General features: G+C 68.1%; 16 protein-coding genes. 10 read left to right on the forward strand and 6 right to left on the reverse strand.

Translation table 11 applies throughout. The annotated features are described in order from the left end of the window. Positions 1-98: 98 nt before the first annotated feature. A complete protein-coding gene (locus AC5Y4Q_RS05480; RefSeq protein WP_125225337.1) occupies positions 99-908 on the forward strand; it encodes a DoxX family membrane protein in 810 nt (269 codons plus the stop codon). 20 nt (positions 909-928) lie between these two features. Here the strand turns inward: AC5Y4Q_RS05480 and AC5Y4Q_RS05485 are convergent, their stop codons facing one another. Continuing rightward, on the reverse strand, positions 929-1,267 hold the full coding sequence (locus AC5Y4Q_RS05485) for a PH domain-containing protein (protein ID WP_064923656.1): 339 nt from the start codon (positions 1,265-1,267) through the stop codon (positions 929-931). Between the two features lie 155 nt (positions 1,268-1,422). Here AC5Y4Q_RS05485 and AC5Y4Q_RS05490 point away from each other — a divergent pair, with 155 nt between their 5' ends. The 6 genes from AC5Y4Q_RS05490 (at position 1,423) to AC5Y4Q_RS05515 (ending at position 8,100) form a co-directional block, all read left to right on the forward strand. Next, the gene (locus tag AC5Y4Q_RS05490; RefSeq protein WP_064923646.1) at positions 1,423-2,052 is read left to right on the forward strand and encodes a TetR/AcrR family transcriptional regulator; all 630 of its coding nucleotides are present in this window, start codon (positions 1,423-1,425) and stop codon (positions 2,050-2,052) included. Positions 2,053-2,061: 9 nt separating this feature from the next. Beyond that, positions 2,062-2,919 carry a metal-dependent hydrolase gene (locus tag AC5Y4Q_RS05495; protein ID WP_064923644.1) on the forward strand — a complete coding sequence of 286 codons (858 nt, stop codon included), beginning with the start codon at positions 2,062-2,064 and terminating at the stop codon, positions 2,917-2,919. Positions 2,920-3,126: 207 nt separating this feature from the next. After that, positions 3,127-4,992 carry an acetolactate synthase large subunit gene (locus AC5Y4Q_RS05500; RefSeq protein ID WP_064923642.1) on the forward strand — a complete coding sequence of 622 codons (1,866 nt, stop codon included), beginning with the start codon at positions 3,127-3,129 and terminating at the stop codon, positions 4,990-4,992. Beyond that, the gene (ilvN, locus tag AC5Y4Q_RS05505; RefSeq protein ID WP_064923640.1) at positions 4,992-5,504 is read left to right on the forward strand and encodes an acetolactate synthase small subunit; all 513 of its coding nucleotides are present in this window, start codon (positions 4,992-4,994) and stop codon (positions 5,502-5,504) included. Before AC5Y4Q_RS05500 ends, ilvN begins: the two co-directional genes overlap by 1 nt. 61 nt (positions 5,505-5,565) lie before the next feature. Next, positions 5,566-6,567 carry a ketol-acid reductoisomerase gene (ilvC, locus tag AC5Y4Q_RS05510; protein ID WP_185746655.1) on the forward strand — a complete coding sequence of 334 codons (1,002 nt, stop codon included), beginning with the start codon at positions 5,566-5,568 and terminating at the stop codon, positions 6,565-6,567. A gap of 78 nt (positions 6,568-6,645) precedes the next feature. Beyond that, positions 6,646-8,100, forward strand: coding sequence for a biotin carboxylase (locus AC5Y4Q_RS05515; protein ID WP_064923636.1), 1,455 nt, complete (start codon positions 6,646-6,648; stop codon positions 8,098-8,100). Between the two features lie 81 nt (positions 8,101-8,181). Here the strand turns inward: AC5Y4Q_RS05515 and AC5Y4Q_RS05520 are convergent, their stop codons facing one another. Then, positions 8,182-9,834, reverse strand: a complete 1,653-nt coding sequence (locus tag AC5Y4Q_RS05520; RefSeq protein ID WP_064923634.1) for a hypothetical protein — start codon at positions 9,832-9,834, stop codon at positions 8,182-8,184. Between the two features lie 263 nt (positions 9,835-10,097). Between AC5Y4Q_RS05520 and serA the strand changes: the two genes are divergently transcribed. Beyond that, positions 10,098-11,684 (forward strand): phosphoglycerate dehydrogenase, encoded by a 1,587-nt coding sequence (serA, locus tag AC5Y4Q_RS05525; protein ID WP_064923654.1) that lies wholly within the window; start codon positions 10,098-10,100, stop codon positions 11,682-11,684. Further along, positions 11,681-12,697 (forward strand): 3-isopropylmalate dehydrogenase, encoded by a 1,017-nt coding sequence (locus tag AC5Y4Q_RS05530; protein ID WP_064923632.1) that lies wholly within the window; start codon positions 11,681-11,683, stop codon positions 12,695-12,697. The genes serA and AC5Y4Q_RS05530 overlap by 4 nt, the downstream gene beginning before the upstream one ends. Here the strand turns inward: AC5Y4Q_RS05530 and AC5Y4Q_RS05535 are convergent. The 4 genes from AC5Y4Q_RS05535 to AC5Y4Q_RS05550 are packed head-to-tail and all read right to left on the reverse strand — an operon-like array spanning position 12,694 to position 16,041. Then, the gene (locus AC5Y4Q_RS05535; RefSeq protein ID WP_064923630.1) at positions 12,694-13,881 is read right to left on the reverse strand and encodes an MFS transporter; all 1,188 of its coding nucleotides are present in this window, start codon (positions 13,879-13,881) and stop codon (positions 12,694-12,696) included. The genes AC5Y4Q_RS05530 and AC5Y4Q_RS05535 overlap by 4 nt on opposite strands. After that, complete coding sequence (locus tag AC5Y4Q_RS05540; RefSeq protein WP_499958251.1) at positions 13,878-14,561, reverse strand: GntR family transcriptional regulator; 684 nt, start codon at positions 14,559-14,561, stop codon at positions 13,878-13,880. The genes AC5Y4Q_RS05535 and AC5Y4Q_RS05540 overlap by 4 nt, the downstream gene beginning before the upstream one ends. Beyond that, positions 14,558-15,277, reverse strand: a complete 720-nt coding sequence (locus AC5Y4Q_RS05545) for a maleate cis-trans isomerase family protein (RefSeq protein WP_064923626.1) — start codon at positions 15,275-15,277, stop codon at positions 14,558-14,560. The genes AC5Y4Q_RS05540 and AC5Y4Q_RS05545 overlap by 4 nt, the downstream gene beginning before the upstream one ends. Next, a complete protein-coding gene (locus AC5Y4Q_RS05550; RefSeq protein ID WP_064923624.1) occupies positions 15,274-16,041 on the reverse strand; it encodes a maleate cis-trans isomerase family protein in 768 nt (255 codons plus the stop codon). The genes AC5Y4Q_RS05545 and AC5Y4Q_RS05550 overlap by 4 nt, the downstream gene beginning before the upstream one ends. Positions 16,042-16,122: 81 nt before the next feature. Here AC5Y4Q_RS05550 and AC5Y4Q_RS05555 point away from each other — a divergent pair, with 81 nt between their 5' ends. Next, entirely contained in the window at positions 16,123-17,103 is a 981-nt protein-coding gene (locus tag AC5Y4Q_RS05555) for a D-2-hydroxyacid dehydrogenase (protein WP_064923622.1), read from the forward strand. Positions 17,104-17,115 lie beyond the last annotated feature (12 nt).

Raw genomic sequence — 17,115 nt, forward strand, 5'->3', positions numbered from 1 at the left:
CGGTGCGGCGTCGTCGGGGTTGCACCGCGCCGGAATCGATTCGCTAACGAAGCCGTTCAAATCCCCAATCCCGCCGGGGTTGCCCTTACCCTTGCAGGGTGAAGAGTCAAGGTGAGGGCTCACACTGGCGTCGGCCGGGTGAGGCCGCCGAGGCAGAACAAGGACGTCCCAAGTCGGCGCGTCTGGTGGATCCGGAGGACGACATGCCATCGCCGACCTATACCGGTGATTTCGAGACCGCTGCCATCCCGCCCTACGACCCGACCGGTTCCCGCCCCCTCGGCGGTGACTACAACCCGCTGCCGTACGCCGAACCGCAGGGCGCGCCCGGGCGGGTGCCCGGTTCGGTCGGCGCCGACGCCGACGAGCCGTTCCGGGTGGTGGACCGGCGCGGAACCCAGGATCTGGGCCTGCTGATCCTGCGCGTGGGCCTGGGCGTGCTGCTCGTGGCTCACGGGCTGCGGCAGCTGTTCGGCTGGTGGGGCGGCCAAGGCCTGACCGGATTCAAGTCCTCGATCGCCGACGCCGGCTACCAGCACGCCGACATCCTGACCTACGCCGCCGGCGGCGGGCAGATCGCCGCGGGGCTGCTGCTGGTGCTCGGACTGTTCACCCCGCTGGCCGCTGCCGGCGCACTGGCGTATCTGATCAACGGCGTGCTCGCCGGCGTGTCGGCGCAGAGCCAAGGGCGCTTCGACTTCTTCCTGCCGGACGGCCACGAGTACCACCTCATGCTCATTGTGGTGGCGGTGGCGATCGTGCTGGTCGGGCCCGGCCGGTACGGGCTCGACGGTGACCGCGGCTGGGCCCGGCGCCCGTTCATCGGATCAGTTGCGGCGCTGCTGCTCGGAATCGCCGGCGGCGCGGCGATGTGGGTGTTCCTCAACGGAGCCAACCCACTCGGCTGACCGGCGCATAAAGCTGCTGATCAGCGATACGGGTTGGGTACCCGCCCACCGCTGGCTTCGGTGAGCAGCGGCAAAGTCGCGAAGCTGACCGCCGGCAGGCGCAGTTGCTCACCGTTGTGCAGGTGCGCGCGCGCCCAGGATCCCCGGCTGAACCCCAGTCCTGCGATGGCGTCCCATTTGACCGAGCGGCTGCCGAGCAGCGTGCGCACCGTGATCTGCTGCGCGTCGGCGACCGTCCGCCACCGCACGATCAGCGCCGAGAGCAGCACCGGCAGTACCAGCAGCGGCGCGGTCAGTGGCCAGGTCAGCACCGGAATGAGCAGACCCAGCGCCAGGAAGCCGACGGCGAAGTGTGCCATCGGCGAAACGCGGATGACCAGCGGCGCCGGATCGGGGGAGTGGGAGGCCACCCTCGCATGATGTCACCGCCGGTACCGGCGCGCGCGGACCGGCAGCCTCCGGACCGCGCAGAAAAAATATTGACTACTTATTTTAAGTGGGGCAGGATGGGCCCATGGCGCCCACCAGAGCCCGCCGCACTCAGGCCGAGCGGACCGCGGAGACCCGCCGGGCCCTGCTGGACGCGACGCTCGACGCACTGGTCGAGGTCGGCTTCAAGGGCACCACGACCACCGAGGTCGCCCGGCGCGCCGGGGTGTCGGTGGGGGCGCTGCAAGGTCATTTCCCGACGAAGATCGGGCTGCTGACCGCTGCCATCGAATTCGCGCTGAACCGCCGCATCGAGGAGTTCGAGGTCTTGATGGCCGGGCTGGATCCCTGCGCCGATAAGCTGGACGAGGCCTTTGACCTGCTGTGGTCGATGTTTTCCGGCCCGGCTTTTACCGCAACGCACGAACTGTGGGTGGCGGCTCGCACCGATCCGGACCTGGCGCCGGCGGTCATTGACACCGATCGGCAGTTCGCCGAAGCCTGCGAGCGGGTCTACGCCCAACTGCTGGCCCCGGCCGGTGGCGCCACGCCGCACTCGCGCATCGGCCTGCAGATGGCGTTCGCGCTGATGAACGGTCTGGCGATGTCGCGCTCGATCGACGGCTATGAACCGTTGGCCGCCAACGACATCCTCGACACCTTCAAGGCGCTGGCCCGACCGCTGGTGGCCGACCCAGCAGACCAACAAACATAAGGGGACGTCATGACCGCCGACACGAACGGCCACCACCCCGCGGTCCGCCCGCGCCGTATCCGGTTCAACTACCCGGTCGCCTCGCTGGATCGGCACTACGTCGCCGGAGACCTGGTGATGAGCCACGTCATCGCCCACCTGTCGGCGGTGTTCCCCGAGGGCGAGGACTTCTTCGTGCGCTCGGTGCGCCACTTCGCCGACCAGATCACCGACCCGGAACTGAAGGAACGGGTGAAAGGCTTTATCGGCCAAGAGGTTTCGCATGGCCGCGAGCATCGCGAGCTCAACGATCGGCTGGCCCAGATGGGCTACCCCACCGCCCGCGTGGATCGGATGGTCCGTCGGCAGCTGAAGTTCGTCGAGCGGCGATTGTCGCCGCTGACCTGCCTGGCCATGACCGCGGCCGACGAGCATTTCACCGCGGTGTTCGCCGAGACCCTGCTCAGCGATGAACGCGCCCAGGCCCTGCTCGGGGACTCCGAGGTGCGGTCGATGCTGCTGTGGCACGCCGTCGAGGAATCCGAGCACCGGTCGGTTGCCTTTGACGTTTACCGGGCGGTCGGCGGCAGCGAGAAGCGGCGCATCCGGGTGATGCGGGTCATCCGGCTCACCTTCCCGCTGAGCGTCGTCATCTACTCGCTGATCTCGCTGTTCTCTGACCGCGCTGCCTATCACCCGGTGCGGCTCGTCCGCAGCTTTGCCGCACTGCGGCATTCGCCGTTTCTGACCCGTGCGGTGTTCCGCCGGCTCGGTGACTACACCAGGTACGGGTTCCATCCCGACGACCATGACAACACCGCGCTGTTGGCGCACTGGACGACAGCGCTCTTCGGCGAGCAGGGATCGCTTGTCGACCACCTGCATTGAGCACCCCAATGGACTCATTTGACGCCCGGTCGGTCCAGCGACTACCGTCATCCGCTATGGACAACGGCATGCTCGTAGTAGCCCCCTGCGCGTTGGTTGTTGCCTGAGCTTTCAACCACCAACGCGCAACCCTCGTGCAGCAGCTGAGCTGGCGGGGGTTTTTTGTTGCCACCAGTCCAGATCATCAGAGGAATTGAAGAGGAAACCGTGAGCGCACCCACCACGCGACCGCCGCAGCGGTCGGCCGCAACCGACGGGCCGCAGCCGGCCAACGGGGCTCCTTCCGCCGACAAGGCCCGGACCGCAGCCAAGCGCGTCGCCCCCGAGCAGATGACCGGCGCCCAGTCGGTGATCCGCTCGCTGGAGGAGCTCGACGTCGACGTCATCTTCGGCATCCCGGGTGGCGCGGTGCTGCCGGTCTATGACCCGCTGTTCGACTCGAAGAAGCTGCGCCACGTGCTGGTTCGCCACGAGCAGGGGGCCGGGCACGCCGCCAGCGGTTACGCGCACGCCACCGGGCGGGTGGGGGTGTGCATGGCCACCTCGGGTCCTGGTGCCACCAACCTGGTCACCCCGCTGGCCGACGCACAGATGGACTCCATCCCGGTGGTGGCCATCACCGGGCAGGTCGGCCGTCAGCTGATCGGCACCGACGCCTTCCAAGAGGCCGACATCTCCGGCATCACCATGCCGATCACCAAGCACAACTTCCTGGTTCGCAACGGCGACGACATTCCCCGGGTGATCGCCGAGGCGTTCCACATCGCGGCAAGCGGACGGCCTGGAGCAGTTCTGGTCGATATCCCCAAGGACATTCTGCAGGGTCAGTGCACCTTCGCCTGGCCGCCGAAACTGGACCTGCCCGGCTACAAGCCCACCACCAAACCGCACAACCGGCAGATCCGCGAGGCCGCCAAGCTGATCGCCGCGGCGCGCCGGCCGGTGCTCTACGTCGGCGGTGGGGTGATCCGCGGCGAGGCGTGCGCACAGCTGGCGGAGCTGGCCGAGCTGACCGGCATCCCGGTGGTCACCACCTTGATGGCCCGCGGCGCCTTCCCGGACAGTCACCGCCAGCACCTGGGCATGCCCGGCATGCACGGCACCGTCGCGGCGGTTGCCGGCCTGCAGCGTTCGGATCTGCTGATCACCCTGGGCGCCCGCTTCGATGACCGGGTCACCGGCCAGCTGGACTCGTTCGCCCCGGACGCCAAGGTGATTCACGCCGACATCGACCCGGCGGAGATCGGCAAGAACCGGCACGCCGATGTGCCGATCGTGGGCGACGTCAAGGCCGTCATCACCGAGCTGATCGGCGCCCTGCGTCACGAGAAGCTGTCGCTGGATCTGGCCGAGTGGTGGTCCTACCTCGACGACGTGCGTGCCACCTACCCACTGAGCTACGGGCCGCAGAGCGACGGCAGCCTGTCCCCGGAGTATGTGATCGAGACGCTGGGCCGCATCGCCGGTCCCGATGCGGTGTATGTCGCCGGTGTGGGCCAGCACCAGATGTGGGCCGCGCAGTTCGTCCACTACGAAAAGCCGCGCACCTGGCTGAATTCCGGCGGCTTGGGCACCATGGGCTTCGCGATCCCGGCGGCGATGGGCGCCAAGGCGGGCCGCCCGGACGCCGAGGTGTGGGCGATCGACGGCGACGGCTGTTTTCAGATGACCAACCAGGAACTGGCCACCTGCGCCATCGAAGGCATGCCGATCAAGGTCGCGCTGATCAACAACGGCAACCTGGGCATGGTGCGCCAGTGGCAGACCCTGTTCTACGGGGAGCGCTACTCGCAGACCGACCTGGCCACCCACTCGCACCGCATTCCCGACTTCGTGATGCTGGCCGAGGCGCTGGGTTGCGTCGGATTGCGTTGCGAGCGAGAGGAAGACGTCGAAGACGTGATCAACCAGGCGCGGGCGATCACCGACCGCCCGGTGGTGATCGACTTCCATGTCGGCGCGGACGCACAGGTGTGGCCGATGGTGGCCGCCGGCACCAGCAACGACGAGATCCAGGCCGCTCGCGGTATCCGGCCGCTGTTCGACGACGCCGACAACGAGGGGCACGCCTGATGGCCGCAGAATGGAAGACTCACACCCTGTCGGTGCTGGTCGAGGACAAGCCGGGTGTGCTGGCGCGGGTGGCGGCGCTGTTCTCCCGGCGCGGCTTCAACATCGAGTCGCTGGCCGTCGGCGCCACCGAGACCAAGAACATGTCGCGGATGACGATCGTCGTCTCGGTGGAGGACACCCCGCTGGAGCAGATCACCAAGCAGCTCAACAAGCTGATCAACGTCATCAAGATCGTCGAGCAGGAGGACGACAACTCGGTCTCCCGTGAGATCGCGCTGATCAAAGTCCGCGCCGACGCGACGACCCGCGGCCAGATCGTCGAGGCGGTGAACCTGTTCCGCGCCAGGGTGATCGACGTCTCGCCGGAGTCGCTGATCGTCGAGGCCACCGGCACCCCGGCCAAGTTCGAGGCGCTGCTGCGGGTGCTGGAGCCCTACGGTATCCGCGAGATCGTCCAATCGGGTCTCGTATCGTTGTCCCGCGGTCCGCGCGGCATCGGCACGGCTAAGTAACAACCCGCAAATACTTCATCGAAGAACGAACAGAAAGAAGTGACACAAAGTGGCAGTTGAGATGTTCTACGACGACGACGCCGACCTGTCGATCATCCAGGGCCGCAAGGTCGGCGTGATCGGCTACGGCAGCCAGGGGCACGCGCACTCGCTGAGCCTGCGCGACTCCGGCGTGCAGGTGAAGGTCGGCCTCAAGGAAGGCTCCAAGTCGCGGGCCAAGGTTACCGAGCAGGGCCTGGAGGTCGACACCCCGGCCGAGGTCGCCAAGTGGGCCGACGTGATCATGCTGCTGGCGCCCGACACCGCGCAGGCCGAGATCTTCACAAACGACATCGAGCCCAACCTGAAGGCCGGTGACGCGCTGTTCTTCGGCCACGGCCTCAACATCCACTTCGGGCTGATCAAGCCGGCTGATGACATCACCGTCGGGATGGTCGCGCCCAAGGGGCCGGGCCACCTGGTGCGCCGTCAGTTCGTCGACGGCAAGGGCGTGCCCTCGCTGATCGCGGTCGCCCAGGACCCGCGCGGTGAAGGGGAGGCGCTGGCGCTGTCGTACGCCAAGGGCATCGGCGGCACCCGGGCCGGCGTGATCAAGACCACCTTCAAGGAGGAGACCGAGACCGACCTGTTCGGTGAGCAGGCCGTATTGTGCGGCGGCACCGAGGAGTTGGTCAAGGCCGGCTTCGAGGTGATGGTCGAGGCCGGTTACGCCCCGGAGATGGCCTACTTCGAGGTGCTGCACGAGCTCAAGCTGATCGTCGACCTGATGTATGAGGGTGGCATCGCCCGGATGAACTACTCGGTTTCCGACACCGCGGAGTTCGGCGGCTACCTGTCCGGCCCGCGGGTGATCGACGCCGACACCAAGCAGCGGATGCGCGACATCCTCTCCGACATCCAGGACGGCACCTTCGTCAAGCGCCTGGTGGCCAACGTCGAGGGCGGCAACAAGGAACTCGAGGGGCTGCGCAAGGCCAACGCCGAGCACCCGATCGAGGTCACCGGCAAGAAGCTGCGCGACCTGATGAGCTGGGTGGACCGGCCCATCACCGAAACGGCCTAGTCAGTTCCAGATTGCAGCCACGCAGGCAATGTCCGAGAGGACGCCTGCGTGGCTTCAATTTCGGTGCAGACTTGTGGGATGGAACCGCGCCGTCGGCTGCACGGGCTCTCGGATATCCGCGCGTACTTTCACACCAACACCGTCCCGCTGTACTTCATATCGCCGACCCCGTTCAATCTGCTCGGCATCGACCGCTGGGTGCGCAACTTCTTCTACCTGACCTACTTCGACTCGTTCGAAGGCGAGCACCCGCGGGTGTTCGTCCCCCGGCGGCGCGACCGGATGGACTTCGACTCCATGCAGGACGTGTGCAATTACCTGCTGCGTGATCCGGAGACCCTCGAGTTCATCGCGCGCCAAGGGCCCGGCGGCAAGGCCTGCTTCGTGATGCTCGACGAGGCCACCCAGGCTCTGGCCCACGAAGTGGAGCTGGAGGTCATGCAGCCGGGATGGGAGCTGCGACATCGCCTGAGTTCCAAGATCGTCATGACGCGCCTGGCCCAGCAGGCGGGCGTGTCGAGCGTGCCCAATGTGATCGGACGGGCCGGTTCCTATGACGACCTGTTGACGCTGGCCCGCGGTGCCGGGCTGGGGGAGAACCTCGTCGTCCAGGCCGCCTACGGCGACGCCGGCACGACAACATATTTTCTGCGCGGCCAACGCGACTGGGACCGGCACGCCGAGGCGCTGGTCGGCCAGGAACTCAAGGTGATGAAGCGCATCCGCAATGTCGAGGTGTGCTTGGAGGGCGCGCTGACCCGGCACGGCACCGTGGTCGGACCGGCCATGACCAGCCTGGTCGGCTATTCAGAGCTGACCCCCTACAAGGGCGGGTGGTGCGGCAATGACGTGTGGCGTGGGGCGCTGACCCCGGCGCAGACGCACGCCGCGCGGGAGATGGTGCGCAAGCTCGGCGACTGCCTGGGCCGCGAGCGATACCGCGGCTACTTCGAGGTGGACCTGCTGCGCGACCTGGACTCCGACGAGCTGTATCTCGGCGAGGTGAATCCCCGCCTGAGCGGAGTGAGCCCGATGACGAACCTGACCACCGAGGCCTACGCCGACGTGCCGTTGTTCCTGTTCCATCTGCTCGAATACCTGGACGTGGATTACGAACTCGACGTCGACGAGCTCAACTCGCGCTGGGAGCGCGGCTACGGCGACAACGACGTCTGGGGCCAGCTGATGATCTGGGAGACCTCCTCGCACGTCGAGCTGCTGACCGCGACGCCACGTACCGGGATCTGGCGTCTCGACGACGACGGGCGGGTGTCGTTTGCCCGTCCGGCCAACGACTGGGCGTCGCTGATGGACGAGTCGGAGGCGTTCTACATGCGCATCGCCGCGCCCGGCGACGTGCGTTGCAAGGGCGCCGAACTCGGAGTGCTGGTCACCCGCGGGCACCTGCAGACCAAAGACTATCGGCTCACCGAGCGGTGCCGGCGCTGGGTGGCGGGCCTCAAGGCCCACTTCCGCTCGACCCGGCTGTCGCCGGGGGAGCCGACCGTGCCGCGGCTCGTCGCCCGGGCCTGACTCACGGCTTGCGCCATATAGGGAAAAAGAAAACCCCACCTGACAGCCGCGACAGGTGGGGTTTTCGGTCGGCCGCGGCCTTTAGGCGAAATCGCCCAAGTCGAGGCCGGCGAGGATGTCGCCCGGGTTGAAGACGGCGGTGGCGTCGAAGTTGCCGAACATCCAACTCAGGTCCATGTTGCCGAACGGCGTCACCAGGACATCGGAGATGGTCGCCGGACCGTCGCCGACACCGGGGATGGCCTGGTAGATGTTCGTCCAGCCGAACAGGTCGGTGATGGAGTACACCGTGCCGTCGGCGGGCAGGCCGGCGGTCACACCATCGGCGAACTCGCCGTCGGTGATGGTGAACTGGGTGGTCTCGATCATGCCGAACAGGTTCGCGACGTTCACCACTGTGTCAACCGAGCCGAGCAGGTTGCCGTCGGCGCCGTACACCTCGAGGTCCTGGGGCGCCAACGGCACGCCGGCAAGCTCGCCGCCACCGATCGCCAGCAACGGCGCAACACCGAACATCGGGTTGATGGCGGTGAAGCCGTCGTCGCCCGGGGTGAAGGTGATCCCGTTGATGGTGAAGGCGTTTTCGCCGAGGTTCCCGGCGCCGCCGTCGAGGCCGGTCAGCGCCGCCCCCGGGTCCAGGGGCTTGGTGGCGTCGAAGCCGGCGAACATCGAACTCAGGTCGGTCTTGCCCCACGGCGTCACCAAGGTGTCGGTGATGGTGGCTTTGCCGCCGTCGGCGCCGGGCACCGCGGTGTAGATGTTCTGGATGCCACCACCGAGGTTGACGACGGAGTAGACGGCGCCCTTGACCGGAAGGTCAGCGGCGTCGGCACCCTCGGCCAGTTTGCTGCTGGCGACGGTGAACTGGGTGGCTTCGATGCCCAGCAGGTTGAGGGTGTTGACGTTGGTCTTCACCGTCCCGGCCAGCTCGTCGCCGTCGTACACGTCGAAGTTCTGGGTGTACAGCGGGAGCTGGATGGTGCCGAGGACGGCCATGCCGCCGCCGAGGTTCATCAACGGCGCGATGCCGAAGAGCTCGTTGGCCTCTTTGAATCCGTCGGCCCCGGGGTCGAAGGTCACGCCGTCGATGGTGAAGGCGTTGTCGCTGGATTCGCCGGCGCCGCCGGCCAGGCCGGCGAAGGCATCGCCGGGGTTGAGCCCATGAGTGGCGTCATAGCCGCCGAAGAGCCAGTCCAGGTTCATGTTGCCCAGCGGCGTCACCAGCACGTCGGTGACAGTGCCGGGGCCGCCGTCGGCGCCCGGCGTGGCGATGTAGACGTTCTGGAAGCCGCCACCGAGGTCGGTGATGCTGTAGACCGTCCCGACGGCCGGGAGCCCCGCGGCGCCGGCACCGCCGTCGGCGTCGATGACCCGCAGCTGGACGGATTCGATGCCCAACAGGTTCTGCACGTTGACGTTGGTGTTGACGGTGCCCAGCTCGGTGCCGTCCTTGCCGTAGACATCGAACTCCTGGCGGGCAAGCCCGGAAGAGGTCAGCGCCTTACTGATCGACGCGCCGCCGATGCCCAACAGCGGCGAAAGCTGAGACAGCGGGCTGATCGGCGTGTATCCGTCGCCGCCCGGATCGAAGGTGAAGTCCCCGATGGTGAAGGCGTTGTCGGTGACGGTGCTACCGGTGCCAGTGTCGGCGACGGCAATGGCCGTCGTCAAAAATGCGCTGGTCAGCAGACCACCGCCAGCAGCGCCGGCGGCCCAAAGAATGCGACGGTGCATTCGGAACTCCTCTTCCGGGTCTTTTCAGAAAATTGAATACATTGCCTGGGTGCAACCTGAGCGAACGTAACATACCGACGAGTAACTTACAAGTGTTCTGAGAAAGTTGCGTCCGCGTCGAACATTCGCCCGCACGCTGCATCGCTACCGAGACGGACGGTTTGCGCCCGGCTGGGCCAGGCCCATCGCCGCGCCTGTCTAATGGTGGGCGGCCCGCTGCGCCCGACTTCGTCGCGCTGGCGATGGCCCACTACGCTGGCCGGGTGACTCTGCCCGTGGTTTTGATCGCTGACAAACTCGCCCAATCCACCGTGGCCGCCCTGGGTGACCAGGTCGAGGTGCGCTGGGTCGACGGCCCGGACCGGGAGAAGCTGCTGGCGGCGGTACCGGATGCGGACGCCTTGCTGGTGCGCTCGGCCACCACCGTCGATGCCGAGGTGCTGGCGGCCGGCACCAAGCTCAAGATCGTGGCGCGTGCCGGGGTCGGCCTGGACAACGTCGACGTCGACGCCGCCACCGCGCGCGGAGTGCTGGTGGTCAACGCTCCGACGTCGAACATCCACAGCGCCGCCGAGCATGCGATCGCGCTGATGCTCGCCGCCGCCCGTCAGATCCCGGCTGCGGACGCCTCACTGCACAACCGCGAGTGGAAGCGCTCGTCGTTCTCCGGCACCGAGATCTTCGACCACACCGTCGGCGTGGTCGGCTTGGGCCGCATCGGCCAGCTTGTCGCCCAGCGCCTGGCCGCGTTCGGTGCGCATATCATCGCCTACGACCCCTACGTGTCGGCGGCTCGGGCCGCGCAGCTGGGCATCGAGCTGCTCAGCCTCGACGAGCTGCTGGCGCGCGCCGACTTCATCTCGGTGCACCTGCCGAAGACGCCCGAGACCGCGGGCCTGATCGGCAAGGAGGCGCTGGCGAAGACGAAGCCCGGGGTCATCATCGTCAACGCGGCCCGTGGCGGGTTGATCGACGAGGCGGCGCTGGCCGAGGCGATCACCAGCGGCCATGTCCGAGCCGCCGGACTGGACGTGTTCGCCACCGAACCGTGCACCGACTCCCCGTTGTTCGACCTGCCGCAGGTCGTGGTGACCCCGCACCTGGGCGCCTCGACCGCCGAGGCCCAGGACCGGGCCGGCACCGACGTCGCCAAGAGCGTAAAGCTGGCGCTGGCTGGGGAATTCGTGCCCGACGCGGTCAACGTCGGCGGTGGCGCGGTCAGTGAGGAAGTAGCGCCCTGGCTGGACCTGGTGCGCAAACTCGGGCTGTTGGCCGGTGCACTCTCCGACGGTCTGCCGGTGTCGCTGTCGGTGCAGGTGCGCGGTGAGCTGGCATCCGAAGACGTTGGAGTGCTGCGGCTTTCGGCCCTGCGTGGGCTCTTCTCGGCCGTCATCGAGGATCCGGTGACGTTCGTCAACGCGCCGGCGCTGGCTGCCGAGCGGGGAGTGGACGCCGAAATCGGCAGCGCCACCGAAAGTCCCAACCACCGTAGCGTCGTCGAGCTCAGGGCGGTGACCGCCGACGGGGCGGTCGTCACCGTGGCCGGCACCCTGTCCGGCCCGCATCAGGTGGAGAAGATCGTCGAGATCAACGGCCGGCACTTCGACTTGCGGGCCGAGGGTGTCAACCTGATCATCAACTACTCCGACCAGCCCGGCGCGCTGGGCAAGATCGGCACCCTGTTGGGTTCTGCCGGGATCAACATCCATGCCGCACAACTCTCCGAGGACGCCGAGGGGCCGGCGGCGACGATCCTGCTGCGGGTCGACCGCCAGGTGCCCGCAGATGTGTGCTCGGCGATCAGCGCGGCCGTCGGCGCCAACAAGATCGAGGAGGTTGACCTGGCATGAGCGTCAAACTCGCGGTCATCCCCGGCGACGGTATCGGCCCGGAGGTCATCACCGAAGCGGTGAAAGTGCTCGACGCGGTGCTGCCGGGTACGGAGAAGACCACCTACGACCTCGGGGCAAAGCGCTATCACGCCACCGGTGAGGTGCTGCCGGATTCGGTGCTCGACGAACTCCGCGGCCACGACGTGATCCTGCTCGGTGCGATCGGTGATCCCTCGGTGCCGTCGGGGGTGCTGGAGCGCGGTCTGTTGCTGCACGCCCGGTTCGCGCTGGACCACCACGTCAACCTGCGACCCAGCCGGCTCTACCCGGGGGTCGCCAGCCCGCTGGCCGATCCGCCCGCGATCGACTTCGTGGTGGTGCGTGAAGGCACCGAAGGGCCCTACACCGGCAACGGTGGCGCGCTTCGCGTCGGCACCGCGCATGAGGTCGCCACCGAGGTCAGCGTCAACACCGCGTTCGGCGTGGCCCGGGTGGTGCGGTTCGCGTTCGAGAAGGCCCGCGCGCGGCGCAAGCACCTGACCCTGGTGCACAAGAACAATGTGCTGACCTACGCCGGATCGCTGTGGACGCGCACGGTGGCCGAGATCGGCAAGGAGTACCCGGACGTCGAGACCGCCTATACCCACGTGGACGCCGCCACCATCTACCTGGTCAACGATCCCGGCCGGTTCGACGTGATCGTCAGCGACAACCTGTTCGGCGACATCATCACCGACCTGGCCGGCGCCGTGTGCGGTGGGATCGGGTTGGCGGCCAGCGGCAACATCGACGCCACCGGAACCAACCCGTCGATGTTCGAGCCGGTGCACGGCAGCGCCCCGGACATCGCCGGGCAGGGCGTCGCCGACCCGACTGCGGCGGTGATGTCGGTGGCCATGCTGCTGAGCCACATCGGCGAGCACGCTGCCGCGGCCCGGGTCGACAAGGCTGTCGAGCAGCACCTGGCCACCCGCGGCAGCCAGAAGCTGTCGACGGCCGCCACCGGCGACCGGATTCTGGGCCTGCTCTAGTCCGGATCGGCCGGCACGACCGGCAGCGCGGCCAGCGGGAACAGCGCGCAGACCGCGAACGCCACGGGGTAGCCGGCCACGCCGATCAGGGTGCCGAACAACGGTGGCGCCAGCCCGCCCGCGAAGTGTTGACTGGTGTTCTGGGCGCCCAAGGCCCGCCCACTCCAGAACGGGCCGGCGATCTCGGCGATCGCCGTGAAGGCCAATCCGTTGTCCGACACCGTGATCACCGACGCCACCACGATGAGCGCCACACTGATCGGCGATCCGGCCCAGGCGGTCACCGCCAGGGCCAGCATGGTCAGCGCAGCGGCGACGGCGATGGTGCGCACCGGCCGCAACCGGGACCCGACCCGGTCCGACCAGCGTCCGGCACCGATCCGGCCGGCTGCTCCCAGCAGTTGGCTGACGGTGACCAGGGCGCCGGCCGCGCCCGCCGACCAGCCCCGCTCGGACATCAGCCAGACCAGCATGAACGTCCACACCATCACCTGCGGCACCACCAGCAGCACCGACATCGCGTGGATCCGCCACAGCAGCGCCGAGCCGCGGTAGGGGTTGGCCAGGTGTTCGGCCGGTGCTTCGTCGCGCGGTGGACGGGGCGGGTCACTGACCCCCACGGCGCAGGCCAGCGCCGCCGCCGCGCACACCGCGGCCGGGAACAGCAGCGCCACGCCGATGCCGTGGTGTTCGGCCAGGCGCGGAATCACCAACGCGCCCAGTCCGACTCCCAAGGGCTGCGCGGTCTGTCGGATACCCATCGCCAGACCCCGCTGATGCGCGGGAAACCATCCCACCACCAGCCGGCCGCTGGCGGTGTTACTGCTGGCCGCGGCCATCCCGCCCAGCAGCAGGAATGCGCCGGTGGCGGTCAGCGAGCCCCCCGACGATGCGCTCGCCGCCCCGAATGTCGCCAGCGCGGTCAGCGCCGAGCCGGCCACCAGCACCAGCCGCTCACCGAGCCGGTCCACCAGGTAGCCCCAGGCGATCAGCGTCGCCACCAGGCCGAAACTCGGCAGCGACGACAGCAGCCCGGCCCGGGCGAGATCCAGCCCGCGGTCGCTGTGCAGAACGGGGATAAGAAACGCGACACCATTGATGAACACGTTGGCGCACATGGTCGCCGTCAGCGCCAAGCCCAGGATCGACCAGCGACGCGCGCTACCTATCGCGTCGGTCGTCATCTGGTGATCGTCGCACGCCGCGCCAGCAGCCGGCGGACCGCATCGTCCATGTGCTCCTCGATCAGCCGGACCGCGGCGGCCTCGTCGCCGGCGCCGATGGCCTTGCGCAACACCACATGTTCGGTGACCTGCTCGCGCAGGTCGGGGTAGGCCTCTTCCAGTTCGCCCAGCAGGATCCGGGTCTCCGACAACAGGGTGCGCATCGCCCGGTGCAGGCGAGGGCTGCCCGCGCACTCGACGAGCACCTCGTGGAACTCCTGGTCGGCATCGGCCGCCGCGGCCCCGTCGTGCCGGGCGGCGGCAACGCGCATGGCCTCCACCGGTGGGCGTAGTCGGGCGGCGGCAGCCCCGGGATCGCGGCGCAGCACCTCGCTCACGGCGGCCCGTTCAATGGTTTTGCGGGCCTGGTAGACATCGCGCACGTCGTCGTCGGTGAGTTCGACGACGAAGATGCCGCGGTTGCGTTCGCTGCGTAACAGGCCCTCGGCGACCAGCCGCTGCATCGCTTCGCGCAACGGACCGCGGGACACCTCGAACTGTGCGGCCAGGCTCGCCTCGCCGAGCTGCTGGCCCGGCGTCAGCCGGCCGCGGGTGATCGCCTCGCGCAGCCGCTCGGCGATCAACTCCGGCGTTGAGGGTCTGCTCAACGGCTCGAATGCTGCGTCTTGTGAAAGTGTCATCGGCCTTCCTCGAACAATGCGCCGAGTCCCGTTGCGTGCCGGGCTATCCCGGCGATGCGCAAACCCTCCCAAATCGTCACTGCGTTGGCGGTCAGCACCGGCTTGCCGAGCAGCCGCTCAAGCTCATCCACCTGGCCGATGGTGTGCATGGCGGTGTCGGGGATCAACAGCGCCTCCGCCCGGGCGGTGTCGTTGCGCAGCGCGAGGTCTCGGATCTGGGATCGGGTGAGGCGGCCGACCTCCGCTGCGGTGGGAATCCCGGCATCGCCCATCGCCTCGATGGTGATGCCGTGGGCGGCAATGAATCCCGCGAACAGCCCGGCGATGTCACGCGGATAGCTGGCGGCAACCGCAACGCGGCGGCAACCCAGTGCGGCCAGGGCGTGCACGAAGCCGAACGACGTGCTGGATGCGGGCACACCGGCTTCCGCCGCCAGCCGGTCGACCTGGTGCGCGGCGCCCTCGGGCCCGAACACGAAACTGCCTGAGGTGCAGGCCCAGACCACAGCGGCCGGTCGTTGCGGCGCCAGTAGCGCCGCGCCGTGGGCGAGCTTGGCCGGGCTGCCCAGATCCATCAGCTCCGCTACGGCGTGCAGGTCGGTGCCGTAGACGTGCGCGACGGGCAGATCCAGCTGCAGCAGCCGGGCGGCTTGGCCGTAATCGGCCTCCGCGGCATGTCCGGGGTAGATAAAGCCCACGCAGCGCACGCCGCTCATTGCGGGGCTCCGGTGAAGACGTCCCGCAGCCACCGGCCGGGGCCCATCATCGGTAGGTTCATCCGGCCCAGGCACGCCCACATCGTCAGTTGGTTCGCGGTCAGGATCGGCTTGCCGAGCATCTCCTCCAGCGGCGCGATGATGTCGTAGGTGCGTAAGTTGGTGCAGCTGACGAAGATCGCCTGGGCTTCGGGGCGGTCGGCGGCAATGATGCGCTCGGCCACGGTCCGGTAGTTGACCTTCCAGATGCCGCCGCCCAGGCCCAGGTGATCCGAGTGCAGCACCGCCACTCCGAGCTGGTTCAAGAACACCCGCAGCAGCTCGGTGAGCTCGGCATCGTAGGGAGTCAGCACACACACCCGGGAGATCTCCAGGGCGATGATCGCTTCGGCCAGTGCCCCCGAGGTGGTGACTGCAGCCTTGGCGCCCGCCGCCTCGATCGCGGCGACCAGGGTCTTCTCGTAGTCGACACCGTGGATGAAGCTGCCCGACGAGCACAGGTAGGCGACCACCTCGGGTTCGACGTGCAGCACGTCGCGGGTGGCGGCCTGTAAATGGTTGGTATCCGAGACCAGTTCGGCCATCGCCCGGCTCACCGGGACGGGTTCGTAATGGGTGCGCGCCAGGTGCAGCGCCACCTCGGCGGGGATCCAGCGCCACAGCTCACGCTCGATCGCCAGATCGAAGGGCGCGATGATGCCGACATCGCGCTGATCGACCGGCCCGTCGAAGTCCGGCAATTCCGGAAACAGGGACAGATCCATGGGTTTCCCCATACTGACGTTCCACCCCCAGGCGAGCCCTGGATTGTTGACAATCATACGATTTGTTTTTACCGTGTCAATGTGGACGCGCGTCCGGTGGTGACCGTCCAGCACGCTGAGTCGGTTCCCGCCCAACTCGATTCGATCGGCGCAGACGCGGAGCTGCGCATGGTCCCGTCGTCGCGGCTGGGCGAAGCGATCAGCGGCTGTGATGTGCTGTTCGTGTACGACTTCTCTTCTCCCGCACTGGAATCGGTGTGGCCGGCCGCCGGTGCGTTGCGCTGGGTCCAGGTCGCCGCGATCGGGGTGGACGCAGTCCTGTTCGACGACCTGATCGACAGCGACGTCGTGGTGACCAACTCCCGCGGGATCTTCGAAGAGCCCATCGCCGAATACGTGCTGGGCCAGATCCTGGCCTTCGCCAAGGACTTCCGGCGTTCGGAGGACGCTCAGCGTGCGCAGCGGTGGCAACACTTCGACACCGAGCCGATCGCCGGTGCGTCGGTCACCATCGTCGGCCCCGGGCCGGTGGGCCGGGCCATCGCGCGGCTACTGCGTGCGGTCGGTATGACGGTGTGCGGCGTCGGGCGCGCACCGCGCGAGGACCCTGACTTCGGCGCGATCACCACCGACTTGGCGGCCGCGGCCGCCGATGCCGACTATGTGGTGCTGGCTGCGCCACTGACGCCGCAGTCCCGGGGCATGGTCGACGCCGGCGTGCTGGCTGCCATGCGCCCGACCGCGCGGCTGATCAACGTCGGTCGCGGCGAGCTGGTGGACACCGACGCCCTGGTGTCGGCCCTGCAGACCGGCGCCCTGGCCGGTGCGGCGCTCGACGTGGTCGACCCCGAGCCGCTGCCGGCGGACCACCCGCTGTGGAGCGCTCCGGGTGTGCGATTGACCCCGCACCACAGTGGCGATATCACGGGTTGGCGAATCGCCTTGCAACAACAGTTCATCGCCAACTTCCGGCGGTACGTGTCCGGTCAGCCGCTGCACAACGTCGTCGACAAACGCCGCGGCTACGCGCCGTCACCGGCCACGCCGAGTGGAACCGGTTGAGGAGGCGCGCAC

The sequence above is a fragment of the Mycobacterium sp. NGS16 genome, from assembly GCF_059813225.1.